This is a genomic window from Paenibacillus sp. R-74696 (genome assembly GCF_055814915.1).
Genome location: NZ_JBPULM010000030.1, coordinates 579,076 through 605,587, shown reverse-complemented (window position 1 = coordinate 605,587; position 26,512 = coordinate 579,076). Strand labels below are relative to the sequence as shown.

At 49.9% G+C, this 26,512-nt stretch carries 21 protein-coding genes and 1 other annotated feature; of the genes, 19 read left to right on the top strand and 2 right to left on the bottom strand.

What is annotated here, in order from left to right; genetic code table 11:
- The first annotated feature begins 33 nt into the window (after positions 1 to 33).
- Positions 34 to 249 (top strand) — a binding site (T-box leader).
- An 80-nt stretch (positions 250 to 329) separates the two neighbouring features.
- Entirely contained in the window at positions 330 to 2,768 is a 2,439-nt protein-coding gene (leuS, locus tag ACSR9A_RS14225) for a leucine--tRNA ligase (protein WP_473757801.1), read from the top strand.
- Between the two features lie 46 nt (positions 2,769 to 2,814).
- Here the strand turns inward: leuS and comER are convergent, their stop codons facing one another.
- The gene (gene comER / locus ACSR9A_RS14220) at positions 2,815 to 3,654 is read right to left on the bottom strand and encodes a late competence protein ComER (protein WP_473757800.1); all 840 of its coding nucleotides are present in this window, start codon (positions 3,652 to 3,654) and stop codon (positions 2,815 to 2,817) included.
- Between the two features lie 231 nt (positions 3,655 to 3,885).
- Here comER and ACSR9A_RS14215 point away from each other — a divergent pair, with 231 nt between their 5' ends.
- From ACSR9A_RS14215 to holA, 7 genes are all read left to right on the top strand, one after another.
- Complete coding sequence (locus tag ACSR9A_RS14215; RefSeq protein WP_473757799.1) at positions 3,886 to 4,677, top strand: ComEA family DNA-binding protein; 792 nt, start codon at positions 3,886 to 3,888, stop codon at positions 4,675 to 4,677.
- Positions 4,678 to 4,795: 118 nt separating this feature from the next.
- Complete coding sequence (locus ACSR9A_RS14210; protein WP_341278443.1) at positions 4,796 to 5,326, top strand: deoxycytidylate deaminase; 531 nt, start codon at positions 4,796 to 4,798, stop codon at positions 5,324 to 5,326.
- 506 nt (positions 5,327 to 5,832) lie between these two features.
- Positions 5,833 to 8,544 carry a ComEC/Rec2 family competence protein gene (locus tag ACSR9A_RS14205; RefSeq protein ID WP_473757798.1) on the top strand — a complete coding sequence of 904 codons (2,712 nt, stop codon included), beginning with the start codon at positions 5,833 to 5,835 and terminating at the stop codon, positions 8,542 to 8,544.
- A 949-nt stretch (positions 8,545 to 9,493) separates the two neighbouring features.
- On the top strand, positions 9,494 to 9,868 hold the full coding sequence (locus ACSR9A_RS14200; RefSeq protein ID WP_473757797.1) for a hypothetical protein: 375 nt from the start codon (positions 9,494 to 9,496) through the stop codon (positions 9,866 to 9,868).
- Positions 9,869 to 10,070: 202 nt separating this feature from the next.
- Positions 10,071 to 10,619: an RNA polymerase sigma factor gene (locus ACSR9A_RS14195; RefSeq protein WP_056029404.1), complete on the top strand. Its 549-nt coding sequence runs from the start codon at positions 10,071 to 10,073 to the stop codon at positions 10,617 to 10,619.
- On the top strand, positions 10,616 to 11,659 hold the full coding sequence (locus ACSR9A_RS14190) for an anti-sigma factor family protein (RefSeq protein WP_473757796.1): 1,044 nt from the start codon (positions 10,616 to 10,618) through the stop codon (positions 11,657 to 11,659). Before ACSR9A_RS14195 ends, ACSR9A_RS14190 begins: the two co-directional genes overlap by 4 nt.
- Positions 11,660 to 11,891: 232 nt before the next feature.
- Positions 11,892 to 12,929 (top strand): DNA polymerase III subunit delta, encoded by a 1,038-nt coding sequence (gene holA / locus ACSR9A_RS14185; protein WP_473757795.1) that lies wholly within the window; start codon positions 11,892 to 11,894, stop codon positions 12,927 to 12,929.
- A gap of 84 nt (positions 12,930 to 13,013) precedes the next feature.
- Here the strand turns inward: holA and rpsT are convergent, their stop codons facing one another.
- Positions 13,014 to 13,286 carry a 30S ribosomal protein S20 gene (gene rpsT, locus ACSR9A_RS14180; RefSeq protein WP_341278438.1) on the bottom strand — a complete coding sequence of 91 codons (273 nt, stop codon included), beginning with the start codon at positions 13,284 to 13,286 and terminating at the stop codon, positions 13,014 to 13,016.
- 182 nt (positions 13,287 to 13,468) lie between these two features.
- Here rpsT and gpr point away from each other — a divergent pair, with 182 nt between their 5' ends.
- The 11 genes from gpr to ACSR9A_RS14125 all read left to right on the top strand — a co-directional run bounded on the left by gpr (position 13,469) and on the right by ACSR9A_RS14125 (position 26,374).
- Positions 13,469 to 14,470 carry a GPR endopeptidase gene (gene gpr, locus ACSR9A_RS14175; RefSeq protein ID WP_341278437.1) on the top strand — a complete coding sequence of 334 codons (1,002 nt, stop codon included), beginning with the start codon at positions 13,469 to 13,471 and terminating at the stop codon, positions 14,468 to 14,470.
- Between the two features lie 200 nt (positions 14,471 to 14,670).
- Positions 14,671 to 15,897: a stage II sporulation protein P gene (spoIIP, locus tag ACSR9A_RS14170; protein WP_473757794.1), complete on the top strand. Its 1,227-nt coding sequence runs from the start codon at positions 14,671 to 14,673 to the stop codon at positions 15,895 to 15,897.
- 34 nt (positions 15,898 to 15,931) lie between these two features.
- On the top strand, positions 15,932 to 16,387 hold the full coding sequence (locus ACSR9A_RS14165; protein ID WP_473757793.1) for a hypothetical protein: 456 nt from the start codon (positions 15,932 to 15,934) through the stop codon (positions 16,385 to 16,387).
- Positions 16,388 to 16,491: 104 nt separating this feature from the next.
- Positions 16,492 to 18,309 carry a translation elongation factor 4 gene (gene lepA / locus ACSR9A_RS14160; protein WP_341278434.1) on the top strand — a complete coding sequence of 606 codons (1,818 nt, stop codon included), beginning with the start codon at positions 16,492 to 16,494 and terminating at the stop codon, positions 18,307 to 18,309.
- A gap of 115 nt (positions 18,310 to 18,424) precedes the next feature.
- A complete protein-coding gene (gene hemW / locus ACSR9A_RS14155; protein ID WP_473757792.1) occupies positions 18,425 to 19,594 on the top strand; it encodes a radical SAM family heme chaperone HemW in 1,170 nt (389 codons plus the stop codon).
- 134 nt (positions 19,595 to 19,728) lie between these two features.
- Positions 19,729 to 20,208, top strand: coding sequence for an N-acetyltransferase (locus ACSR9A_RS14150; RefSeq protein WP_081418578.1), 480 nt, complete (start codon positions 19,729 to 19,731; stop codon positions 20,206 to 20,208).
- A gap of 839 nt (positions 20,209 to 21,047) precedes the next feature.
- The gene (gene hrcA, locus ACSR9A_RS14145) at positions 21,048 to 22,073 is read left to right on the top strand and encodes a heat-inducible transcriptional repressor HrcA (protein ID WP_473757791.1); all 1,026 of its coding nucleotides are present in this window, start codon (positions 21,048 to 21,050) and stop codon (positions 22,071 to 22,073) included.
- A 22-nt stretch (positions 22,074 to 22,095) separates the two neighbouring features.
- Positions 22,096 to 22,668 (top strand): nucleotide exchange factor GrpE, encoded by a 573-nt coding sequence (gene grpE / locus ACSR9A_RS14140; RefSeq protein WP_473757790.1) that lies wholly within the window; start codon positions 22,096 to 22,098, stop codon positions 22,666 to 22,668.
- Positions 22,669 to 22,732: 64 nt separating this feature from the next.
- Positions 22,733 to 24,559: a molecular chaperone DnaK gene (gene dnaK, locus ACSR9A_RS14135; RefSeq protein ID WP_341278430.1), complete on the top strand. Its 1,827-nt coding sequence runs from the start codon at positions 22,733 to 22,735 to the stop codon at positions 24,557 to 24,559.
- Positions 24,560 to 24,918: 359 nt separating this feature from the next.
- Positions 24,919 to 26,046 (top strand): molecular chaperone DnaJ, encoded by a 1,128-nt coding sequence (gene dnaJ / locus ACSR9A_RS14130; protein ID WP_473757789.1) that lies wholly within the window; start codon positions 24,919 to 24,921, stop codon positions 26,044 to 26,046.
- 133 nt (positions 26,047 to 26,179) lie between these two features.
- A complete protein-coding gene (locus tag ACSR9A_RS14125; RefSeq protein WP_473757788.1) occupies positions 26,180 to 26,374 on the top strand; it encodes a hypothetical protein in 195 nt (64 codons plus the stop codon).
- The last annotated feature ends 138 nt before the right edge of the window (positions 26,375 to 26,512 follow it).

Here is a 26,512-nt window from a genome sequence, read left to right as displayed (position 1 = left end):
TCATTATAATCGGAACTAATTCTTAAAATGTCACATTTGGCGTTGATGAGGAGCAGTAGTATCGCGGGGCATGGCTTAGAGAGCCGGCGGATGGTGCAAGCCGGACCTGCAGCGATATGAATCTCACCTTGGAGCTGTGCGCGCAAGCGTACCGTATGGCCTGCGTTAAAGGCAACAAGTGAGCACTCGGCAAAGCATGTCCGGGGGCTAACTAGGGTGGTACCACGGGAGACAGCTCTCGTCCCTAGCGATCATACGCTAGGGGCGGGAGCTTTTTTGTTTGGAAGCCGCTGAAATTTTGCTTTACCAAGCTTAAGGAGGAAACATTCATGAGTCAAGATCAGCAACCGCAAGGCTATAATCCACTGATGGTAGAGCCGAAATGGCAAAAATATTGGGATGAGAACAAGACGTTCGCAACGAAGGAAGAAGCGGGCAAACCGAAATTTTATGCACTCGATATGTTCCCTTATCCATCCGGTTCTGGCCTGCACGTCGGTCATCCGGAAGGTTATACGGCAACGGATATCGTGTCGCGTTACAAGCGTCTGCGCGGCTTTAACGTCCTGCACCCGATGGGCTGGGATGCATTTGGCCTTCCTGCAGAGCAGCATGCACTGGATACAGGGCAGCATCCGCGTGAGATTACATTTAAAAATATCGACAATTTCCGTCGTCAAATCAAGTCGCTCGGCTTTTCCTACGACTGGGATCGCGAGTTCAGTACGACTGACCCGGATTATTATAAATGGACGCAGTGGATTTTCATCCAGCTGTATAACAAAGGCCTTGCTTATGTAGCTGAAGTTCCGGTTAACTGGTGCGAAGCGCTGGGAACCGTGCTTGCCAATGAGGAAGTAATCGATGGACTAAGCGAACGCGGCAACCATCCAGTTGTACGCAAGCCAATGCGCCAATGGGTATTGAAAATTACCGAATATGCGGAGCGCCTGCTGGAGGATCTGGAGGAGCTTGATTGGACGGAAAGCATCAAGGATATGCAGCGCAACTGGATCGGCAAGTCTACAGGCGCCGAAGTGACGTTTGCTATTGAGGGCCATGATGCGAACCTTGTTGTGTTCACGACGCGTCCGGATACTTTGTTCGGTGCTACTTATTGCGTGCTGGCGCCTGAGCATGAGCTGGTTGCCCAAATTACGACAGCGGATCAAAAGGCAGCTATTGAAGCTTATCAGCTGACAGCTTCCCGCAAGAGCGATTTGGAGCGTACTGATTTGGCGAAGGAAAAATCCGGCGTGTTCACGGGTGCTTATGCGATTAATCCGGTCAATGGCGAGAAAACGCCAATCTGGATTGCCGATTATGTATTGGCTGGCTATGGCACAGGTGCGATTATGGCTGTTCCAGGCCATGATACGCGCGACTGGGAGTTTGCAACGCAGTTCGGACTGCCAATTTTGGAAGTCGTGCAAGGCGGAGATATTTCCAAAGAGGCTTACACTGGCGACGGTGCACATGTAAATTCCGATTTGCTGAATGGGCTTAACAATGAAGAGGCGATTGCAAAAATGATTAGCTTCCTCGAAGAAAAAGGCAGCGGTCATGGCAAAGTGACCTACCGTCTGCGCGATTGGCTGTTCAGCCGCCAGCGTTATTGGGGAGAGCCGATTCCAATTTTGCATCTGGAAGATGGCACAATGAAGCCTGTTCCAGAGGATCAGCTTCCGCTGCTGCTGCCGGATGTAGATGCGATTAAGCCTTCGGGTACAGGGGAATCGCCGCTTGCGAATGTAACGGAATGGGTCAATACGATTGATCCGGAAACGGGCATGAAAGCACGCCGCGAGACGAACACGATGCCGCAATGGGCGGGCAGCTGCTGGTACTACCTGCGCTTTATCGATCCGAAAAACGACAAGGAAATTTGTTCGCCGGAGAAGCAGCGCGAATGGCTTCCGGTTGACTTGTATATCGGCGGAGCGGAGCATGCGGTGCTTCACCTGCTGTATGCGCGCTTCTGGCATAAAGTGTTGTATGATCTGGGCGTAGTTGAGACGAAGGAGCCTTTCCATAAACTCGTTAACCAAGGGATGATTTTGGGCACGAACAATGAGAAAATGTCCAAATCCCGCGGCAACGTCATTAACCCCGATGAAATTGTATCGGAATTCGGCGGAGATACGCTGCGTTTGTATGAAATGTTCATGGGTCCGCTGGAAGCAACGAAGCCTTGGAACACGAACGGCGTAGAAGGATCTTTCCGTTTCCTAAGCCGTGTATGGCGCCTGTTCATCGGTGATGATGGCAGCTTGAGTTCGAAAGTTACGGACGCTGAAACAACCGAGGCATTCAAGCGCACATGGCACCGTACGATCAAAAAAGTAACCGATGACTTTGAGCATCTGCGTTTTAACACGGCAATCAGCCAGTTGATGATTTTTGTCAATGAAGCTTATAAAACCGAAGTGCTGCCACGCGAAGCAATGGCTGATTTTGTAAAAATGCTGTCCCCGCTTGCGCCGCATATTGCGGAAGAGCTGTGGGAGAAGCTGGGCGGAACAGGGACGATTACTTATGAGTCCTGGCCGGTATGGGAAGAGGCTTGGACGGTTGACCAAGAGGTTGAAATCGTCGTTCAAGTTAATGGAAAAATCATTGAGCGCCTGTCGATAGCGGCAGACACCGATGAAGCCGAAATGGAACGTCTTGCGAAGGAACTAGGTAAGGTGCAGGAGCTTATTGCAGGCAAAACCATCCGCAAGGTTGTAGCTGTAAAAGGTAAAATCGTCAATATCGTTGCCAATTAAACGGTAGCCACATGAAGAGGTGAACGGTCAGTTAGCTGAAGAACAGCTATTGACCGTTCACCTCTTCGCCGTAGAAAGATATGGAAACTTTGGCGACATCGTCATGGAATTTGGCATGAGTCGTACGGATAAGCCGTTTGAATACATCATCGGTCTCACAGCGAAGCAATTTCAGAGCTTGTGCGGTAATGCCTCCGGGGACGGCTACCCGCGCCTGCACATCAGCTGGCGTAAGGCCTCCTTCAGTCAGGAGCAAGCCTGTTCCGAGCAGCATGGCGCTGGCCACCTTGAGCGCTTCCTCGCGATCAATGCCCGTCTCTTCAACCGCTGCGTCTACGAACTGCTCCAGCAGACAGGAAATAAACGCTGGACCGCAGCTTGACAGGTCCGATACGACTCGCGTATAGGATTCATCAATTTGCAGCGGCTCACTAATAAAGGCGAGCAGCGCTTCGAGCCGTTCCTTGTCTTCGCTGTGGATGCGGGAGCCATAAATACATAAGGAAGCGCCGCTCCATACATGATTTGTAATGCTCGGAATGACTTTGGCCACTTTGCAGGGCACTACTTCCTCAAGGTGCGAGAGCAGAACCGGGCTTGTAATCGAAACTAGCAGCTGCTCAGGCCTTACGACAGACGCTATGTCGTCGATGACCTTTTTAAATTCATGCGGCTTAATGCAAAGAAACACAATATCCTTGCCAAATGCGGCACGTGCATTGCTCGCTTCTGCTTGAAGTCCGGCATAGCGGTCAGCGAGTGCCTGTGCTTTGGCGAAAGTGCGGTTGCTGACGGAAATTTGATCGGATTCCAGCGCTCCCGAAGCGATTAATGCTTCAATGAGCAGACTGCCCATCGTTCCCGTTCCAATAAATCCAACTTTCATGCGATGACCTCCTTCGTTGTGAGGTTGTGAAATGGAAGCGGCCTTGTTGGGGCCTGATTGAATTGCTGTGTAAGCTGTGATGATTTTCCGAAGTGGAACAGGCTTTAAGGCGAAGTAAGCCTATTCGCAGTTTACCTGTTCTTCTACCGTATTCCTGACAACTTGGCAGTTATGTCAACGATTTTTATCTTTTTTGGAGCGGTTATTCATAGCGAAAGGTGTGGGTAAAGGATGAGGCAACGAGCGAAGGAGAAGCAATATGGGAAAAGTTCGGATGCTAAGCGGACGATTATGGCGGTTTGTTTGCTGCTCGCCTGTGGGCTGCTTGGAGCAGCTATATTTATGCCGAAGGAGCAGGCTCCAAGTGGGTGGACGACGCTAAATGAGGCTGTGGAAGCGGCATTGCCGCCAGAGCAAGGCAGTGAATCCGGTTCTGCTGGGGTGAAGCGCGAGGCTGGAGAGGGTAGCGGCTTAGGGAAGCAGGCGGATGCAGAAGGATGGCAGGTGAATGCAGCGACAAATGGCAGTAGTGGAAAACAGTCCTCAAGCGGCGGCGGAGATGGGGGAAACGGAAGTGGGAAGTCTGCTGCTGGGGGAATAGCAGAGGGAACGAGCTCATCTGGGGTAGAAAGTGCCGAGAAGATGATACAAGATGGGGAAAGTGTCGACGCTGGAGGAGCTGCAGAAGCTGGGGCTGGAACTAGCAATGGAATTAGCAGTCAGAATAGCAATGAGAATGGAAATGTAGCAGGCAACGGAAGCGGCGCTGTTGGGGCGGGGCAAAGCGAGACGGGTGAAGGGGCAGCGACGTCGTCGACGGATTCGGGCAAGCTGGATATTAACCGAGCGACAGCTGAGGAGCTTGATGGCCTGAAAGGGATTGGACCAGCCAAAGCTAAAGCGATTGTTGAAAATCGAGAGAAAAATGGGCGGTTCACATCGGTCGATGACTTGCGGCGAGTGAAGGGAATCGGCCCTAAGCTGCTTCAGGGCATGAAAGACAGCATTGTCGCCAATCCTTAAGTATGAGAAAATAACAGGCAGCAGCCGGATTTTATGAAAAACCAATATATCGTGTATTTTTAATAGCAATTGTGGCTGACGATTATTTTGAACGAGCATCAAGGAGGAAGCTGAAACAATGGCAATAGTAGGGCAAGATGCCGAACGTAAAGACTGGGATACGTATTTTATGGACATTGCTTATATGGTATCGACGCGCTCACGCTGCCCGAGGCGGCATGTGGGAGCTGTACTGGTGCAGGGCAAAAAGCTGCTTGGCACCGCATATAATGGAGCGCCAATGGGCGTTCAGGATTGCTCGGAAGCGGGCTGTATGATTGCGGAAGAATGGGAAATTAAGCAGGAAAATGGTGCGGAGCAAATGGTTAAAAAGCAGCGCTGCATTCGCACGATCCACGCGGAGCAAAATTTGCTGCTGTTTACCGATCGAGCTGACCGTGAAGGCTCAACGGTATATGTAACAGACCAGCCTTGCTGGACTTGCGCGAATATGCTCGCGAACAGTGGGATTAAAGAGGTTGTTTACCACCGCGGTTACCCGAAAGACAGCGAGAAGGTTGTGACGCTGATGGGGCACTTAGGCATTGTTTTTCGTTTACTGGAAGGCTATGAACCGCCGCCGCAGGCGGGAATGTCGGTTATTTCTTGATTTTGTATGTGGGTAGAGACGGTTAGAGCTATGGATTATAGTGGGTAAGAACTAGGCTAAGAAGAGAGAGTGCAACAGCCATAGATGCAGCGTTGATAAAAATGAATGGTGATAGAACATAAACAGTGACGGAACATAAACAGTGACAGAACAAAAATAATGATAAAAAATGAACAGCCTTTAAAAGTTAAACAGTAACAGAAATAGAATATTGCAAGAGCAAGAGCAAGAGCAAGAGCAAGAGCAAGAGCAAGAGCAAAGAAGATAAAATAATTGTTTATTTTGAGAGGAAGCACCTCTTATCGCATGCGCATCTGCATGTGATAAGAGGTGCTTTTTTTGCAAATATAGGTGTTTAAAAGTTTGAGCTTATTAATGATTTGTATTCCACCGCGTACCGAGCTTTAGCTGCCAGAGGATGGCGTCAGCCGTTTATGCGGGGCTGTCTCAGTTTGCTTACATGAAAATGAAGTCGATTTCAAGACAAAATGAAGAGGTGATTGAAAATGAATAGAAGACCGCTGCTTTGGTTCGCGGTATGTTTTGTGGCAGGCTGCGCAAGCGGCGCGAAGTTGAGCGGCGCAGGAGCTGCACTGGCGGCGGGCGGCGTGGCGGTAGCCGCCCTGGCGCTGGTTTTGTCGGGACGGCTGACGCGAAAGCTGGCAGCCGTATGTGCAGTTGGCTTCGTCCTTGCAGCTGGGGAACGGATGTGGGCGGATGCCCGCAATGTGACTGGCCTGCTGGACGTGCTGCGCGCCGCAGAGGCGCAGGGGTCGGACGCTGCGATAGCGGTTGAAGCGTCCGGGACGATTGTGTCGGTCGTCGAGATTGACGGCGACCGGGCAAGCTTTGAGCTGGCGGTCGATGCCGCCAGCGTAGCGGGGTTTGGCTCGCCGCGCCAGCTCGGCGGCGAGCGGATGCTTGTGCAGCTGCGGCTCGAGGAGCAGCCGCAGCAGGAGGTCGCCGCTGCTTGGCGGCGCGGCGACGTCGTTGACGTTAAGGGCCAGCTGGCGCAGCCCGCTGGCCCGGCTAATCGCGGCGGCTTCGACTACCGCCGCTACTTGAGCAGCCAGAATATCCACTGGCTGCTTCAAGCTACGGGCACGGGCGCGATCGACATCGCGCCCGGCCCGCCCTGGACCGCGGCCGCGCTGCTCGGCCGCGTCGACACCGTGCGCGCTTGGCTTGGCGCACGACTAACAGGCATGTACCCGGGCATGCAAGCCGGCTACATGCAAGGCCTCGTCCTCGGGATCACGGATAACCTTGATCCCTCCCTCATGCAGCAATTCGCTCGTCTCGGCTTAACGCATATACTCGCCATATCAGGCCTGCACGTCGCGGTGTTCCTTTACGCGCTGGGCCTGATTTTACGGCTATGCCGCATGACGCGGGAGCGCTTGCTGCTGACGCTCGTTTTTGCCGTGCCCTTCTATGTGCTGCTCAGCGGCGCTTCGCCTTCGGTTGTGAGGGCCGGCGTGATGGGCATGCTCGGTTTGTTGGCTGCGCGCATGCACAAGCTGAAGGATGGCCTGCATATATTGGCGGCCGCGGCCGTTATTATGCTGGCGATAAATCCTTTTTATTTGGAAAATGTCAGTTTCCAGCTTTCGTTTATCGTGACGCTCGGTCTTATTCTTGGTGTCCCTCCTGTAAGGCGTGCTATGCCTGACTGGAAGCGGGGAAAAGCGCTGCTCGATTTGACCGCCGTCAGCGTCGTAGCGCAAGCTGTATCGTTTCCAGTTTCCATTTATTATTTCAACCAATTCCATTTGCTGTCGCTTCCGGCTAATTTACTGCTTGTGCCATTTATCAGTTTTATTATTATGCCGTTAGGCGGAGCTGCACTGTTCATTCATATGGCTTGGCCATCAGGCGGCAAGCTGCTCGCATGGGCGAGTGTCTACGCTAATAACTGGACATTTTGGCTTGTGGACTGGCTCGCCAAGGCAGATTTATTTCGTACGATTTGGGCGACTCCACCGCTATGGTGGATCGCGGCTTGGTATGGTGCTTTAGCGCTGCTATTCCGTGCACTTCCAGTGCGCCAATCCTCAGCTTCTCCTGAGCAGGAGCTAGATATAGAGCATGAAGGCCATGCTGCTGGTCGCGAAAATAGTGAGCTGGAAACGCAGCCGCTCCACGAGCTTCCATCCATACATAGAACGGGCGGCATCATTGCTCCCCACAAATCATCTCGAGGATTTAAAGGCTTTCCAAGTACAACCTCTGCGATGGCGCTTCTTTATCCCAGCAGCCTGTTTTCATCCTTCCTCCTGCTGCTAACCCTGCTATTTTTCGCCTATTATCCTGACCTATTTGATCGCGAGGGCCGCGTTCATGTGCTGGATATTGGACAGGGAGACTCTATTTATGTCAGGACACCAGAAGGGAAGCATCTTTTGATCGACGGTGGGGGAACGGTTTCTTTCCGTAAGGATGGCGAGGAGTGGCGAGCGCGCAAGGACCCTTTTGAGGTAGGCAAAAAGGTCATCGCCCCGCTGCTAATGAAGCGCGGTGTCCATCAACTTGATCTGCTCATCGTCTCTCATTTGGATAGTGATCATATTAAGGGGCTTAAAGCGGTTATGGAATCGATCCCAGTCAAAGGGCTGTTATGGAACGGCAGTATTAAGCATTCTCCTGATGCAGAGGAATTGCTTGCTTATGCGGTGCAGCATGAGATTCCAATGTACCGGGCTGAGGCGGGGCAGGAGTGGGAAATGGGCAAGCAAACAAAGCTGACCGTTCTATGGCCCTCTGCCGTTGTCCACGCGGAACGGAGCAGCATTCGCAACATGCAAATCAAGAAGATCGAGGAGCAGAACGAAGCGAGTGTTGTCCTTTATTTGACGATGAAAAATTATACTTTTCTAATGACGGGAGATATCGGGTTTGAGACGGAGGAGCGTTTGCTAGCCGATATGGATGAAAATCCAGCCTTTTATTCGGCCTGCTGCGCCAAAGTCGATGTGCTTAAAGTAGCGCATCATGGAAGCCGTTATTCGACTGCTGCCAATTGGCTGGAACGCTGGCAGCCGCTGAGTGCGGCGATTTCCGCAGGTGCGACAAACAGCTACGGCCACCCTCATGGCGATGTACTGGGACGCTTGAAGGCAGCCGGAGCCGAGGTGCGCCGAACGGATCAGGACGGTGAAATTGAATATCGGGCGGCATCGGAGAGGCTATTGGTCAGAACGATGGATAAGGGGAATTGATATTCAATGACAATAAACACAATCATAAAAAGGAGAATTTTTAATAAAAGTGCTTATAGTTTAGGCGTGTATGTAATGATAAGTGAGCTATATCCAGATCCAAATCCAGATTCAGATCAAATTTAAAGTCACAAGTATTCCCGCTATTGATGGTAATGTCATCGCTTATAAATGTGGACTTACGTACCGAAAGGCAGCTGGGTGTTCTGCGTTCAAGTGGCTTACTCCCTGTACAAAGCTGGACTAGGCGGACACAGATGCAGCTAATTCAACAGAATCAAGGGTATAGCACAAGCGGCGGACTCAGGAGCCGCTAATGTGCTGCAAATGGCCATTTTGTCGCGATAAAGAGGGTATTAACGGATTTCCTGTCCGCTTAAGGTCTGAAATCGGATCAAAACCCAAAATAGCGGAATCTCAGTCCGCCAAAAAAGGAGCGCACGCCCCGAGCCGTAGATTCTCAACCGCAGTGTTTTCAACTACAATGATCTAAGTTACAGTATTTTCAACCACATTGATCTCGGCTACAGTGATCTCAACCGCAGTGAACTAACCACATTGATCTCGGCTACAGTGATCTCTACCGCAGTGAACTAACCACATTGATCTCGGCTACAGTGATCTCAATTATAATGATCTCAGCAACAATCGCAGCATGTGGTTCCCAGCTTTGAATCGACAGCGGACATTTGCGTCAAGTAAACGCTAAGCAAGGAGCAGTGAGCAGTGAGCCAGCTCAGATTGTCATATGCACCCTGAAAAAGCGGTATGTCTCAGCAGCTTTCTGCTCATTTTTAGCGCATGCATCAAGCTATACGCTTCTATCATATTATAGGCATAAACAAAGAAAAGCGGAGTGGAGTGAACCACGGAGTAGGCTTCTTTGAAATGATCCTGTAAAATGAGCATAAGCAGCGGCAGGAGATTAAGGCAAGGAAGTGTGAATTCGATGATAAAAATAAACAGAGCCGGAAAATATGCCATTGATATCCGATTCGATATAAATGGTGCAAGAGAGCTTTGTGAAGCCCTCTGCCTAATGCTTGCAGGGGAGGAAGCGACAATTGCTCTAAGTGAAGCTGCGCAAATTAACAGTAAAAAGGTAAATGAGCTAAGGCTTGTACAGGTTAGCGAAGACGAAAGTCTCCATTACGCGCAATCGGGCCTAATTCTGAAGCTCGATAAGGACAGCATCAATAACATTTTGGACAAGCTCAAGGCATGCGTGGGCGGAAAGGATTTCTTTCCGGCTGAATGCTGTGAAGTGCGCTTTGGCAAAATAAATCTTAACTTATATGCTTTTCTGGAGAAGTCCTCTGTGTAAAAGAAAAAATCGGCTAACTCCACACAGTCATGAACTTGCTATATACGGTGCTTGCTTTTTTTGATATTCTTGAGTGTGGAGTACGCTTGTTTAAATCGGAATATGGGCCTTGTGGCTAAAATAAAAAATGAATTTGTACGAAGGTTTGCAACATTTTACGTAACCTGCTCGTCAGAGAGGTTGCAAGAGAGGGGGATCCTTCGTGGTGGAGCCTGGCCTTATTAGAGCCGCTCAGTCGGGAGATCGCGATGCATTGATTACTCTATTGCGAGAGATTGAAACACATGTTTATCGGACAGCCTACTATATAGTAAACAACGAGCAGGATGCAATGGATGCGGCACAGGAGGCACTCATTCGCATTTATACCAAAATCGGCTCATACGAAGAAAAAGCCCAATTTAAAACATGGATTCAACGCATTGTAACGAATATCTGTATTGACAAGTTTAGAAGAAACAAGCCGACAGTGTCCATTGATGAGCATGATATGGTGTTTCACGAGAAGCAAAATGTAGAGGATGAAGTTTTGTCCGCTTACGCAGCTCAAGACATCCGTAACGCTATTGATAAGCTACCCGATCATCACCGCGCTGTTGTCGTGCTTCGATACTTGCAGGATTTTTCCTACAATGAAATAGCTGAGTCTCTGGATTTGCCCCTAAACACAGTTAAATCCTATTTATTCAGAGCCAGACAGCAGCTTCAAACGTTACTACATGATTATCAGAAAGGTGGTGTCCGGGGATGAACTGTCAAGAGGTGATGGAATATATGCAAAGGGAGCTTGACGGCGACCTTGATGAATACGAGAAAGCAACCATGACAAACCATTTCAAGCAATGTCCGGACTGCGCAGCAATGTTTGAGCGGCTGAAAAATTTGTCTGCGGAATTGGAAAATCTGCCTCATGTAACGCCAAGCTACAGCCTTGTGGATGCTATTATGCCTCAATTGGAGCAGCTTTCATTCGAAGCGGCTGGCTCTGTTGTGGAGCCACAAGAGACGGCAACGCCCAAACGGAGGAGGACACCGGCGCGCGGAGCTTCGTCGAAACTTCGGCAACTTACAGGCGTCGTTGCGGCGTGCCTTGTAGCGGGCACATTTATCGTTTCCTATAACGCAGGCTGGTTTAATGGGTCGCAATCAAACAATGACTTGGGCCGGACGGAAGCAAGCGCTACTGCTGCTGACAGCCCTATAGCCAATTACGACACGTCGGCGGTCAGGCAATTTGTGGCTACTGATCCACAAACTTCGGGTGAAGTGAAATCAGAATCGCTTGATACGGGCATGAGTCTTAAGAAGAACGTAACCGGACAAGATGGCGATGGATCAAATCAAGATGGCGGAAGCGCTACTGGCAATAACAGCAGTGAATTTGGAACTTCTGATGTTGGTTCGGCTTCTGGCCTTACTGCTCCAGATTTCAATGATGCAAAGTCTGACACGGGTACAGACACCAGTACTTCTCAAGCTCCTGCTGAGGAGGATGGAAAACCATTGGAAAGCCTTTCAGGCGAATCAGAGAAGGCTCCTCTTGCAACCGTTCCATTGGTTTCTGCTGACGGCGTTTATTCGGCTGAGATTGTTGGCTATGCCATTAAGATTTATGAGGTAAGCGACCATAAGCTGCTGTTGGAAACGGCGCGCAAAAACGGCCAGATCGCCAATTTGAGCTGGTCGGAGGACAATAAGATATTGAATTATGAAATTCATCTGGAATCGGGCGGCATTGAAAAATATGCAGTTGATCTGAATACGCTCAAGGATGACAAAGCAGCACATTAATTTTAGTTGAAGGTCTACAGGTGTATGCACACTTCCCGCTCTTGCTGCGTATGGTAAAGAGTGGAGAGAAGATGCGACGTGTTAGCCTTGATCGTCGTATGACCATCAGCAGAAGGAGAAGCCATGGATCTTTCTGCTGATGTTTATATAGATGTTCAGGGACAAAGGGATGAAGCCGATCGGGCTCATCCCTTTGTTGCCGTTCACAGGAGAAGGTAGGGAGGAACAACCTTTGGATGGGAAAGAAGCATTGAAGGAAATTAAGGGCAAGCGATTTCGCCCTGTATATGTCGTTTTCGGAAAAGACCGTTACCGAATTCAGCAGTTTGCCGATACGCTTGCGGACGCGATGTTCACCGCTGATGAGCGGGAGCTGGGCATCGTCAAATTCGATACAGCAGAAAGTGTGCTGGATGAGGCTGTACTGGAAGCGGAGACGCTGCCCTTCTTTGTTGAACGTAAGCTGGTCATCGTGAGGGATGCCGTCGTATTTGCGGCTGGCGGGAAAGAGGGGGGAAAGCTGGACCATCGCACCGACCGCTTGCAGCAATATATAGAGAATCCTTCTGAAACTACGGTCATTCTGTTTCTGATTCACGCGGAGAAGCTGGATGAACGGCGCAAGCTAGTCAAGCAGCTGAAGGATCGAAATGCGCTCATTGCTTTTCAAGAGCTGGATGCATCTGAATTGAAGGGCTGGGCCATCCGCCGGGCGGCTGAGCAGAAACGCACGCTGGATGCTGAGGCGGCTGAGCTGCTTCTGTCACGGGTCGGAGCTCATATGCAGCAGCTGGCACTAGAAGTGGACAAGCTCTGTCTGCACGCCGGTGTTGGCGGTCAGATTGGACGAGAGGAAGTGGAGCTGCTGACGGTGTCCACTGTGGAAGAGGATGTATTCGCATTGGTGGATGCAATTGCGGAATTGCAGGTGGACAGGTCGCTGCGATTGTATAGACAATTGCTTATCAGACGCGAGGAGCCGATAAAAATCGCGGCGCTGATTGCACGGCAGCTGCGAATCATGCTGCAAATTAAAGAGCTGGAGCAGCATCGCTATTCGCCGCAGCAAATGGCCGGACAGCTCGGACTTCATCCTTATGCGGTCAAGCTGGCTGCGGAGAAGTGCCGGAAGTTTTCAACGTCGCGGCTAGGGGCATTGCTATCCGCTATTGCTGATCTGGATTATAAGATGAAGACGGGGCAATTGGATAAAAACTTTGGCCTTGAGCTTTATTTATTATCGCTTGGCGCCCCAAAGCGGATGGCATAGAGGCCAGCGACGACATCATATACACACAAAAAAGCTGTCAACCGGATAACCGGAAGACAGCTTTTTTGTATGTTCAAGGACGGTTTAAGCTTGCGCCGAAATAGCGTTAAGCTTTTTAGCAAGACGAGATTTTTTGCGGGCAGCCGCATTTTTATGAATCAGGCCTTTAGTAACCGCCTTGTCCAATTTTTTCGTCGCAGCGATTAGAGCTGTTTTAGCAACAGCTACATCAGTGCCGGCGATAGCTTGGTCAGCAGATTTAACAGCCGTACGAAGCGCGGATTTTTGGGAAGCGTTCAAAGCGCGGCGTTTTTCGCTCGTTTTGACGCGTTTAATTGCGGATTTAATGTTTGGCATCGAGTTTCACCTCCTACGAAATATGCACAGGCAATCTTTAGCATACGCTATAATTCTGGATAACACAACTTAAAATATATTATCACGCGTATACCCAAAAAGCAATAGCACGCATGAAAACCAAATGCTTGCGAACACTAATGGCAGAAAGCATTTATTTTTTCAAGGAAGAAGGGTATGCGGTGGGACAACTTGATTTGCAAGCTTACAACGTTCGAACGGATTTGGCGCTGGAAGCAAAAGAAATGGCCGAGCAGTCGGGCGGCGTCATTCCGGGCATCCATTCCGAGCGCCAAGATGAGGATGGCATCGTCATTACAAGCCTTCATGTCCAAAATGAGCAAGGGGCCGCGGCAATTGGCAAAATGCAGGGTCACTACGTCACACTGGAGGTTCCAGGACTGCGTACGCAGGATACGGAGCTGCAGAACCGGGTTGCGACGATGTTCGCCAAGCATTTTGAGATTTTTCTTGAACGCATCGGAGTCGGCAAGACAGCACGGGTGCTCATTGTCGGACTTGGCAACTGGAATGTGACGCCGGATGCACTGGGCCCAATTGTCGTGGAGAACGTAATGGTGACCCGCCACTTTTTTGAGCTGATGCCCGATCAGGTTGCGCCTGGCTATCGCGCGGTCAGTGCTATTGCGCCTGGTGTATTAGGCATTACCGGCATTGAGTCCAGCGACATTATTCAAGGCATTGCGGAAAGGACGAAGCCCGATGTCATTATTGCCATCGATGCACTTGCTTCCAAAGCGGTGGAACGAGTGAACACGACGATTCAAATTGCCGATACCGGCATTCATCCCGGCTCTGGCATCGGCAATAAGCGCAAAGGGCTGACCAAGGAAATTTTAGGGATTCCAGTAATTGCTATAGGGGTCCCGACAGTCGTGTATGCATCTACAATTGTGAATAATACGCTTGAGCTGATGCGTCAGCACATTGAAACGAACAAGGGCGACAGCAATCAGGTATTTGGCATCATGAACCAGTTGGAGGAGCAGGAGCGGCTGCAGCTCGTCAAAGAGGTGCTTCACCCGCTCGGCCATGATTTGCTCGTCACGCCGAAGGAGATTGACCAATTTATCGAGGACATCGCCAACATTATTGCGAGCGGGCTCAATGCTTCGCTGCATGATGCGGTTGATACCGACAATGTAGCTGCCTATACCCATTAAAAGTAAGCCGCCATATGATGCCTTTCAACACAGAGGCATGGTATGGCGGCTTTTTTTATATAAGCATGCCGCTATCACTCTAAAACTAGCAGATCAATATATTAAAAATGAGGGTGCAGTCGGTTCTACTAATGCCTACTCGTTCATAGATTAATAGCAGCAGGATAGCTCTAGCACAGAACCGGGAGGTAAGCGAAACGATGAGACGAAAAATCATGCTGCTCGATTTGGCGTATGGAAGCCGGAAAATTCGGCAATTGCTGGTCACAGGAAGAACATTCGCTGTTCTTTCTTTATGTTCGATGATTTTTTTCGTCATTATAGGCATTGCGGCAGTTGCCCATCGTCAAGCGTCGGCTGCGCCGGTGTCTTCGATGAAAGGTTTTGCAGCGGCGGTATCTAGCGGTTTGTTCGGGGATATGCTGGAAATGGAGCTGCCTGCCTATCAGGGCAGCAGCCAGTCTGGCGATCTGTCTGTGCCGCAGGTGAGCGCTTTTCTAGTCAGGCTGATGACGGATATTAATCCTACCCAGCCCAAAAGCCTGCTAGCGGCAGGCATTCCCGGCATGAATGCCGGAGATTCCTTCCTCATTCGCAAAGGCAGCGGAACCGATACCGCCGTTGGGCCTGAGGATAATGAGCCGATACCTTCGCATGCCGAAGAAGGGACAGCAGGCGAACAGCCGATTGTGGAGCCGCTGCCATCGCTGCCGCCAAGCGCTGTTGACCCAGCGGACAAGCCAGGGCAAAACGGCAGCGGAAATACGAAGCCATCGACGGGAGAAGCCAAGGTCGCATTCATCTATCATTCCCATAATCGGGAATCGTGGTACCCGGAATTGAAGGATGGCGCCAAGGACCCGAATTCCAGCACAACGAATATTACGCTGGTCGGCAAGCGGCTCGCAGAGCAGTTGGAGCAGCGCGGGGTAGGCGCCTTGCATTCAGAAACGGATTATCCGACCGCCATGAAAAATTACAAATGGGAGCTGTCCTATAAATATTCCATGAAGACGGTAAAAGAGGCGCTGGCGAGCAGCAAGGATTTGAAATTATTATTCGATCTGCATCGCGATTCGCAGAAGCGCAAATATACGACGACCGAGATTAAGGGCAAAAGCTATGCACAGGTTTATTTTATCATCGGCCATAAAAATCCGAACTGGAAGGAAAACGAGGCATTTGCTACTAAAATTCACGAAGCGCTGGAGAAGCAGTATCCGGGCATTTCAAGGGGAATATGGGGCAAAACAGCTGCCACAGGCAATGGGGAATACAATCAATCGCTCGCCTCAGACAGCGTGCTGATCGAGGTAGGAGGTGTAGACAATACGCTGGTAGAGTCGTATCGCACCGCAGATGTGCTTGCTAAGGTGATCGCGGATATTTATTGGCAGGATGAGAAGGTTACAGCTCCACAAAGCTAATTGGCGAATCTAGTGTAGAAAGGATAGGGTCGGTATGAGAAAGCGGCGTGATGCGTTTAAATGGGCGATCATCGGCGGAGTACTCGTTTTTGTTATCTTGTATGGCATAGAAATGTCCTCCTCGGGCATTGAACGGATTTACGGGCCGATTGAGGAGACCGGAGCATCCTCTGTCATGCCGGCAGATGCAATCATTGGGCAAGGCGCGGAAATGGGAGTCAGCGGAACAGCTGTACCTGAAACACAGTCGATTGCCGGCATGTCGGATGCCGCTTCGCGCAAAATATCCGAGCTTGAGAGGGAACTGGCCGAGGTGCGGAAGCTTGCCGAGCAAAATGCGCTCTATGGCGACCGGCTGCCGGGCATGCCATATGAAAATCAGGAGCCGTCGGTCAATAAGCTGGCTGATGGCACGGCAGGCTTGCTGCAATCTTTTTCGACCGGAAGCATGGCGTTTATTGTAGATTTGTTTGAAAAGGTGACGAATTAACAAAGGCGCTCTGCCGGAATTTCGGCAACCGCATTGCTGGCGCTCTCCATTGCTGATATAATGGAAAGAATGATTAGCAATAATGGATGGTGTGGGGGTTAGGCATGGCTGACGTACGTGACCGACAAAAGAAAATTAGAAACTTCTCGATTATCGCGCATATTGACCACGGGAAGTCTACGCTTGCGGATCGCATTTTGGAATACACAGGAGCGCTTTCTTCGCGAGAAATGCAAGCTCAGGTGCTGGACCAAATGGATTTGGAGCGGGAGCGCGGAATTACAATTAAGCTGCAGGCTGTTCGTCTGACCTATAAGGCAGATGACGGTGTGGAATATTTGCTCAATTTGATTGATACGCCTGGACACGTCGATTTTACATATGAAGTTTCCCGCAGCCTTGCTGCTTGCGAAGGCGCGCTGCTCGTTGTAGACGCCGCGCAAGGGATTGAGGCGCAGACGCTTGCCAATGTTTATTTGGCACTCGACAACAACCTCGAAATTCTTCCGGTCATTAATAAAATCGACTTGCCAAGCGCAGAGCCAGATCGCGTCAAGCAGGAGATTGAAGATGTTATCGGGCTGGATGCAAGCGAGGCGGTTCATGCTTCGGCGAAGGCAGGCATTGGCATTAAGGAGATTTTGGAGCAGGTCGTTGCAAAGGTTCCAGCTCCTACAGGTGATCCTGATATGCCGCTTAAGGCACTGATTTTTGACTCTCACTACGATGCATACAAAGGTGTTATCGTTTACGTCCGAGTTATGGACGGCAGCATTAAAGCGGGTAAGAAAATTCGTTTTATGGCGACTGGTGCTGAATTTGAGGTTATTGAGGTTGGAGCGTTCATGCCGCGTATGGGCATTGTGGACGAGCTGGCTGTTGGTGATGTAGGTTTTGTCGTTGCTGGTATCAAAAATGTAAAAGACACGCGTGTCGGCGATACCGTAACCGATGCGAAGCGTCCAGCACCGGAAGCACTTCCGGGCTACCGCCGAATTAATCCGATGGTATTTTGCGGACTTTATCCGATCGAAACACAGGATTATAACGATCTGCGCGAAGCGCTTGAGAAGCTGGAGCTGAATGATGCTTCGCTGCGCTACGAGCCGGAAACGTCAACAGCATTAGGCTTCGGCTTCCGCTGCGGCTTCCTGGGCCTCCTGCATATGGAAATTATTCAGGAGCGTATTGAACGCGAGTTCAACATTCCGCTTATTACGACGGCGCCAAGCGTTATTTATCAGGTGACGCTGACGGATGGAACGGTCATGAGTATCGACAATCCGTCCAACCTGCCAGAGCAGGGCAAGCTTGATTTTATCGAGGAGCCTTATGTTAAAGCGGGCATTATCGTACCGAATGATTATGTTGGCGCGATTATGGAGCTGTGCCAGAATAAACGCGGCGAATTCGTTAATATGGAATATTTGGATACGAACCGCGTCACGATTACGTATGAAATTCCGCTTTCGGAAATTGTATATGATTTCTTCGACCAGTTGAAATCAAGCACGAAGGGTTATGCTTCGTTCGACTATGAAGTGTCCGGCTATCGGAAGTCCAATCTTGTGAAGATGGATATTATGTTGAACAGCGAGCAGGTCGATGCGCTGTCCGTCATCGTTCACCGCGACCGGGCGTTCTTCCGTGGACGGATTATTTGCCAGAAGATGAAGGAGCTTATCCCGCGTCAAATGTTCGAGGTTCCGATACAGGCATCGATTGGCACCAAGGTTATTGCTCGTGAAACCGTTAAGGCGATGCGTAAAAACGTACTTGCCAAATGTTACGGCGGCGACATTAGCCGGAAGCGCAAGCTGCTTGAGAAGCAAAAAGAAGGCAAGAAACGCATGAAGCAGGTCGGCAGCGTTGAGGTGCCGCAGGAAGCGTTCATGGCTGTGCTCAAGATCGACGAAAGCTAGAGGGAGAAGGAGAGCCGGAGGCTCTCCTTTTTATCATGAGAGAGGCAAGAAGCCAGCCGCACTATGACGGACTGGCGCTTGAAGAGAGCTTGCCACAGGAAAGCAGGTGTACAGCATGACGATTCATTACGCGCCGCGAGCGCTTTATATTCATATCCCTTTTTGTACGAATAAGTGCCATTACTGCGATTTTACGTCCTATGTGCTGAAAGGACAGCCGGTGGACGATTATTTGGATGCGCTGGAGCGCGAAATGGAGCGGACAATCAGCGTGCTGCCGCCTGAGCAAATCGATACGGTATTCGTAGGCGGAGGTACGCCGACGGTGCTTACACCGCCGCAGATGGAGCGATTTCTCGCAGCTGTTCGCAAGCATTTTCCGCTGTCTCCAGATGTCGAGTTTTCGATGGAGGCAAACCCGGGCACGACGGATGCTGACAAGCTGGCGGCGATGTATGCCGGTGGGGTGAACCGGATCAGCTTTGGCGTGCAATCGTTTAATAATACGCTGCTGGAGCGTATTGGGCGCATTCACAATGTCGAGGATGTGTATCGCAGCCTGGAGAACGCTAGAGCCGCAGGATTTACGAATTTGTCGATCGACCTGATGTTTGGCCTGCCAGGGCAGACGGTTGAGCTGCTCGCGGACAGCGTGCAGAAGGCGCTTGCGCTTGAGCTGCCGCATTATTCGCTGTACAGCCTTAAAGTGGAGGAAAACACGCTGTTCCACAAGCTGTATGAGCGCAATGAGCTGCCGCTGCCGACAGAGGATGAGGATTTAAATATGTATTTGCTGCTGATAGAGCAGCTTAAGGCTGGCGGCTATCAGCATTATGAAATAAGTAATTTTGCCCGCCCCGGCTATGAAAGCAAGCATAATTCAACGTACTGGCGCAATGAGCCTTATTATGGTCTCGGAGCCGGTGCTCATGGGTACGCAAATCGCGAGCGCCATGTTAATATCAAGGGGGTACAGCCATATATTGACGCTACGCTGTCGCGCTTGCCTCGGCTTGATACGGAGACGATTTCCGAGCTTGAGGCGATGGAGGACTTTATGATGGTTGGCCTGCGTCTGCTGGATGGCATTCGTACAGCTGATTTTACCCGCCAGTTTGACGGGAAGATGCTCGGCAGCTATTTTGGCCCGATTATTGACAAGCATTTGAATGACGGCTTGATGGAGCGTCTGGAGGATGAGCGTGGCGCAGGCTATCGGCTGACGGATAAAGGCGTGTTGCTCGGCAACGAAGTGTTTGGTTCGTTTATTGGTTTGGAAGTTTAGCTAGAGCTGGACAGTTTTGAAAATTTATATGAAGCGTTTTTGAAATTGCCTATTGAGAAAACATGCGTGATGTTGTATATTTATTCAATGATATGAATATGGTGATGAAACAAGCACCGGATGGGGGGAGCAGCATGAAACTAATGGACAGCTTGCAGGCAGTGTGCAGAAAAGCAACCAAAGATGATGTTGACGTATTGTTTGATTTAATTCAAGGCTATGCAGAGAAAGGGATCATGCTGCCCCGTACCCGGTATATGCTTGAGTATTCGATAAATTCTTTTATTGTAGCGGAAGTAGGCGACCAGGTTGTTGGCTGCGGCTCGCTGACGAAGCTCGGCGATAATTTGGTAGAGATCCGGTCACTTGGCATGTCGGATGGCTACAAGGGTCTGGGCATAGGCAGCAAGCTCGTTGACGGCTTGCTTGCTGCGGCGAAGGAACAGGGCATTACGAAGGTAATGGCGCTGACGTATGAGGTCGCTTTTTTTCTGCGGAATGGGTTTACGGTCGTAGATAAAGAAATCTTTCCGGAAAAGGTATGGACCGATTGCGTCAACTGTCCGAAGCAGAATGCTTGCGATGAAATCGCCGTTTTGAAAGTGCTGGAGTAAGGGTTTTTAAATCATATTAATGCTTTCATGCAAGCCTGATGAAAAAGAATATTTCCAAAATGGGAATATTCTTTTTTTATCGGGTTTTTTTACGAGTTATGAAGGAACTAGGACGTGTATGCAAACGCAAGCGAGTTGGATTCCGATGGAAGCCAGTGTTCAAAGGCCTTCCATCTACTACCGGGAATGGCACAACTCATAAATGTGAATAATATGAACCTACTTACCAAAAGGCAGCTTATTGCTGCTCGTTTTAGGGGTTTGCTCCCTTCGCGAAGACACAAACATAGATTTGGAGGACACAGCAGCCGCTATTTCAACTGAATCGCAGGTTTTGGCAAAGGTTGCGGACTCAGGAGCCGCTAATGCGCTGCCCATCGTCATTTTGAGAGGATTATGAAGGCAATAGCGGATCTCCTGTCCGCTTAAGGCCCGAAATGGGAGCGAAATCCAGAATAGCGGAACCTCAGCCCACAAAAAAGGAATCCGAATACGCACTAAGCAGGGAGCAGCAGGGGCTCTCGTTTGCATACACATCCTAACTAGATAATAGTGTAGTGGGAACTGCGGCAGGTACAGTAGAATTAACTTTGGTACCTAACTACGGTGATTGGGACAATGCAAAGGTATTGATTATAAAAGTGACTAAGTAATCCTTTTTTTAACGTATCAATAGATGGATACTTAGTGTTAACAAGTGGCTGAAAATAAAATAGGCTAACTAAAAATGCCAAACTCACTTGACAATGCTCAAGCGGGTTTGGTATTTTTGTATTAACGATTAGCACTCAATCAAGACGAGTGCTAATGACAAAGCCGATGACTTGGAGGGAATGCGCATGTTGACGGATAGACAGCGAATGATTTTAACAGCTATCGTAGATGATTATATCCGCTCGGCCGAGCCGGTCGGTTCACGCAGTATTTCTAAGCGCGGTGATGTTGGCTTCAGCCCAGCTACCATTCGTAATGAAATGGCGGATTTGGAGGAGCTTGGTTTTCTGGAGCAGCCGCATACGTCGGCAGGCCGGATTCCTTCTACTAAAGGCTATCGCTATTACGTCGATCATCTGATGCGGATGGAAGAGTTGAATGATGCGGATATGACGAAGGTTCGTTCTTTTTTCACCGAGCAGATGAGCCAGATGGAGCAGGTTATTCAGCATGCAGCATCGATATTATCCAGCCTGACGAACTACACGTCGATTTTGCTGGGCCCGGAGCTGTTCAATACATCTCTGAAGCATTTCAGCCTCGTGCCGCTGGATGAGCGTTCTGCGGTCGCCATCATTGTCACCAATACAGGGCGCGTCGAGAATCGCACGATTACGCTGCCGTCTGAGGTGAAGATGGAGGAGCTGGAGAAGGTCGTTCATATTTTGAATACGAAGCTTGTCGGCATTCCGTTAGTCCGCTTGAAATCCAAGCTTTATCTTGAGGTCGGTCAGGAGCTTGAGCGTTACGTCGATCATTGCGAGGAAGTGCTGACCGTACTGGATCAGGCGCTGCAGCCTGATAACGATCATCGCCTGTTCCTAAGTGGAACGACGAACATGCTGACGCAGCCGGAATTCAAAGATGTTGACAAGGTAAAAACGATTTTGGATTTGCTGGAAGAAACGCCAGCCGTGATGAAAATGTTTTCCTCCTTGCCTTCAGGCATACAAGTGCGCATCGGGACGGAAAATGATAATCTGGCGATTGCCAGCTGCAGCTTGATTACAGCTTCTTATTCGGTTGACGGGCAGCCGCTCGGTACAATCGGCATCCTTGGTCCCACGCGGATGGAGTATGGCAAGGTAATGAGTTTGGTAGATATGATTTCTAAAGATATGGCTGCATTTTTGGCCCGTTGGTATAAATGATGAAGCCATGCTTTAGCGGCATTTGAAGGAGGTGAATAGGGTGAGTAAAGAGCAACAAAATGATGTGGTTGAGGAGCTAGTGGCAGACGAGACTGTCGAATCGCAAGAAACGGCTGAAGCTGGGCAAAATGAAGCTGAAGCAGTTGATGCGCGTTATGCAGAGCTTGAGAAGCAGCTTGAAGAGAGCCAGCAGCGCTACCTTCGCACACAAGCGGACTTTGACAATTTCCGTCGTCGTTCCACTAAGGAAAGAGAAGAGCTGGCGCGTTATGCGTCGATGAAGCTCGTTACAGAGCTGCTGCCGGTTGTCGACAACTTCGATCGGGCTACAGCTGCTGCTTCCGTTAATGGTGACGTAGAGGCGCTTGCGAAAGGCGTAGACATGATTTTCCGCCAATTGACACAAACGCTGGAGCAGGAAGGTCTCACGGCGATGAATGTCGTTGGAGAAGCTTTTAACCCTGACTTCCATCAGGCGATTATGACGGTGGAATCCGATGAATATGAAGAAGGAATTATTGTGGAGGAAGTTCAAAAAGGCTACATGCTGAAGGAGAAGGTTCTCCGTCCGGCAATGGTTAAAGTGAGCGGCTAACCGATATTTTCCTTTGATAATAGAATGTATGGAATGAAGAACCATTATAAGGAGGAAATTCACGATGAGTAAAGTAATCGGTATCGACCTTGGTACAACAAACTCTTGCGTTGCAGTAATGGAGGGCGGCGAAGCTGTCGTTATTCCTAACCCGGAAGGCAGCCGTACAACCCCTTCGGTCGTTGGTTTCAAAAAAGACGGCGAGCGTATCGTCGGCGAAAGCGCGAAGCGCCAAGCGATCACTAACCCTGACCGCACGATTATTTCGATCAAGCGCCATATTGGTACAAACCATAAGGAAAGCATTGATGGCAAAGATTATTCGCCACAAGAAATTTCCGCAATCATTTTGCAAAAGCTGAAGTCTGATGCAGAAGCTTACTTAGGTCAAACCGTAACGCAAGCCGTTATTACGGTTCCTGCCTACTTCAATGACAGCCAGCGTCAAGCAACGAAAGATGCTGGTAAAATCGCAGGTCTGGAAGTTCTTCGTATCGTCAACGAGCCGACAGCAGCAGCTCTTGCTTACGGCCTTGAGAAAACAGAAGATCAAACGATCCTCGTTTATGACCTTGGCGGCGGTACATTTGACGTATCGATCCTTGAGCTTGGCGATGGCTTCTTCGAAGTTAAAGCAACAAGCGGCGACAACAAGCTGGGCGGCGACGATTTTGACCAAGTCATTATCGATCACCTTGTAGCTGAATTCAAAAAAGAGCAAGGCGCAGACCTTTCCAAAGATAAAGCGGCTGTACAACGTCTGAAAGATGCTGCTGAAAAAGCGAAAAAAGAACTGTCCGGCGTTATGTCGACAACGATTTCGCTGCCGTTTATTACGATGGTAGATGGCGTTCCTCAGCATATGGAAACGAACCTGACTCGTGCAAAATTTGAAGAGCTGGCAGCTGACCTCGTAGAGCGTACGCTGAAACCAACTCGTCAAGCGCTGAGCGATTCCGGCCTGTCCGCAAGCCAAATCGACAAGGTTGTTCTTGTTGGTGGTTCAACGCGTATTCCTGCCGTACAAGAAGCCGTTAAAAAGCTGATCGGCAAAGATCCGCACAAAGGCGTTAACCCGGATGAGGTTGTTGCTTTGGGCGCAGCTGTTCAAGCAGGCGTATTGACTGGCGACGTTAAAGATGTTGTATTGCTTGACGTTACTCCGCTTTCCCTTGGTATTGAAACAGCAGGTGGCGTCTTCACGAAGATGATTGACCGTAACACAACGATTCCAACAAGCAAATCGCAAGTATATTCGACGTATGCTGACAATCAGCCTGGCGTTGAAATTCACGTCCTGCAGGGCGAGCGCGAAATGGCAGCGGGCAACAAAACGCTGGGCCGTTTCACCCTGAGCGATATTCCTCTTGCACCGCGCGGCGTACCGCAAATTGAAGTTACTTTTGACATCGATGCGAACGGTATCGTTAACGTATCTGCACTGGATAAAGGCACAGGCAAAAGCCAAAAAATCACAATCACTTCTTCCAGCGGCCTAAGCGATGCGGAAATTGAACAAATGATGAAGGATGCCGAGCTGAATGCGGAAGAAGACCGCAAACGCCGTGAGCTGGTAGAAGCGAAAAACAACGCTGACCAACTTGTATACTCGGTAGACAAAACGATTAAAGATCTTGGCGATAAAGTAGCTCCAGAAGAAATCGAAAAAGCAAACGTTGCGAAAGAAAAAGTAACGGCTTCGCTTGCAACCGACAACCTGGAGGAAATCAAAGCAGCTTCTGATGAGCTGACTGAAATTGTACAGCAGCTATCCGTGAAGCTGTATGAGCAAGCGGCTGGACAGCCAGGCGCAGAAGGCGAGCAGCCGGAAGCAAAAGGCAAAGACAATGTGGTTGACGCTGACTACGAAGTAGTTGACGACAAAAACTAAGCTTGTAGCGCGGAAGAGGTCAAAGACAGGGCTTCCCCTGTCTTTGACCTTGTTCCATGATTATGTCATCATAAAAGCTTCGACGAATAATTGAGACGAAGCTATACTTTCTTTAAAGGATAAGTTGAACAAAAGAAATATATGTAGCATGGGAGTAACGGAGAGAAAGGTTGGAGCTGGAGAGAGCGGTAGCGTCCGCCTTTGTTTTCGGATTTCAACGTCTAAAGGGACCATATTCAAGAAATCAGAAAACAACAGCGGCCGGAAGCCCAACCTTTCTCGCAGTGGCGACCACGGCGCACATACCACTTTCTTTCGTCCAGCTTATCCAACACATTTATGGGCGGAGGTGATACCGTTTGTCAAAAAGAGATTATTATGAGGTTCTGGGTGTAGGTAAAGACGCTTCAGCGGATGACATTAAGAAATCGTACCGTCAGCTCGCGCGAAAGTATCATCCGGACGTCAACAAGGCAGCTGATGCCGAAACGCAATTTAAGGAAGTTAAGGAAGCTTACGACGTGCTGAGTGACGATGGCAAACGCTCAACCTACGACCGATACGGGCATGTTGACCCGAATCAGGGAATGGGCGGCGGAGCTGGCGGTTTCGACGGCGGTGGCTTTGGCGATATTTTCGATATGTTCTTTGGCGGCGGCGGTGGCCGTCGTGATCCGAATGCGCCACAGCGCGGTAGCGATTTGCAATATACGATGACGATTGATTTCAAGGAAGCGGTATTCGGCAAGGAAACGGAAATTACGATTCCCCGTACCGAGACATGTGATACTTGCACAGGCTCTGGAGCGAAACCAGGAACGAAGCCGGACACTTGCTCCGTATGTAGCGGTACTGGTCAGCAGGAGGTTGTGCAAAATACGCCGTTCGGCCGAATGGTCAATCGTCGTGCTTGCTCCAACTGTAGCGGAACAGGCCGCGTAATCAAAGACAAATGCGGAACTTGTCATGGCGCAGGCAAAGTGAAAAAGCAGCGCAAAATTACTGTGAAAATCCCAGCCGGCGTTGATGAAGGCGCACAAATCCGTTTGTCCGGCGAAGGTGAAGCTGGCCAACGCGGCGGTCCTGCGGGCGATTTGTACATCGTTATTCGCGTCAGAGCACATGAATTTTTCGAGCGTGAAAACGACGATATTTATTGCGAGGTTCCTCTTTCCTTCGTACAGGCAGCACTCGGTGATGAAATCGAAATTCCGACACTGACGGAGAAAATCAAGCTGAAAATTCCAGCCGGCACACAAACGGGCACGTATTTCCGCCTAAAAGGCAAAGGCGTTCCGAAGCTGCGCGGATATGGACAGGGCGACCAGCATGTTAAAGTAACGGTCGTTACGCCACAGAAGCTGACGGATGAACAGAAAGAGCTGCTTCGCCAGTTTGGCGGCGTTACAGGCTCAGTTCCGACAGAAACGGCAGAAAATCATGAATCGATTTTTGATCGGATGAAAAAGGCGTTCCGCGGCGAATAAGCGCGGATCGTCTTTTTTTCTGAAAGCTTGCGAAAAAATGAATAATAATGGCGCTGGTTTTCCATTCTATCGAAGTAGGAAACGGGGCGGTGGAATGCCGCTTATCTATACGAAGAAGGAGGCTTGGCCCATTATGGCTGATCAACACGTACGTGCTGTATTTGAACATTCTGAGGCGGCACAGGGAGCGCTGCGCAAGCTGCAGGCGCTTCGTGTAGATGGACAGGCAGACAGTACGGCACTTACCGCGACGCTTGAAGAGCATGTCAAGGACAGGGCACTGCGCCTAATTGAGGATGCAGGCGGAAGTATGGAGCTATTGATGTAAACGGGCCATGTAAAGCCAGCACTGGCATTTGCAGGCGGAGAGGACAGGGGAAAGCAGCCTGCCCTCTCTTTTTGCTATGCGCAAAAGATGATTTAATAGCTGGAAAGGCTGTAAAATAGCAGGTTTATCACATTTTCA